At 73.5% G+C, this 465-nt stretch carries 1 protein-coding gene; it reads left to right on the top strand.

From position 1 onward, the window contains the following. Positions 1–465 (top strand): metal-dependent hydrolase (locus tag LPA54_RS37930; protein ID WP_228984953.1); only part of this gene is annotated, 465 nt, incomplete at both ends.

The following is a 465-nucleotide window of genomic DNA, read 5'->3' as shown; positions in this document are numbered from 1 at the left end:
CCGCGGCCGGACGTCCGATGCCCTGGCCCGTGCTGCTGGCCGGTGCGCTGATCTGCGCCGGGGCCGCGCTCGCCCCGGACCTGGACCACAAGGCCGCCACCATCTCGCGGTCGTTCGGTCCCGTCTCCCGCTGGCTGTGCGAGGTCGTCGACAAGCTGTCCTACGCGGTCTACAAGGCGACGAAGAAGCCGGCCGACCCCCGTCGCTCCGGCGGTCACCGCACCCTGACCCACACCTGGCTGTGGGCGGTCCTCATCGGCGGCGGCGCCTCGGCCCTGGCGATCACCGGCGGCCGCTGGGCGGTCCTGTTCATCCTCTTCGTGCACATGGTGCTGGCCATCGAGGGCCTGCTGTGGCGGGCGACGCGCGGCTCCAGCAGCGACGTGCTGGTGTGGCTGCTGGCGGCGGCCAGCGCCTGGATCATCGCGGGCATCCTCGACGAGCCCGGCAACGGCGCGAGCTGGC

The sequence above is a fragment of the Streptomyces sp. DH12 genome (assembly GCF_020873895.1).
GTDB lineage: Bacteria > Actinomycetota > Actinomycetes > Streptomycetales > Streptomycetaceae > Streptomyces.
Note: the sequence above shows the minus strand (reverse complement) of the source record. Positions and strands in the feature narration are given on the sequence as shown.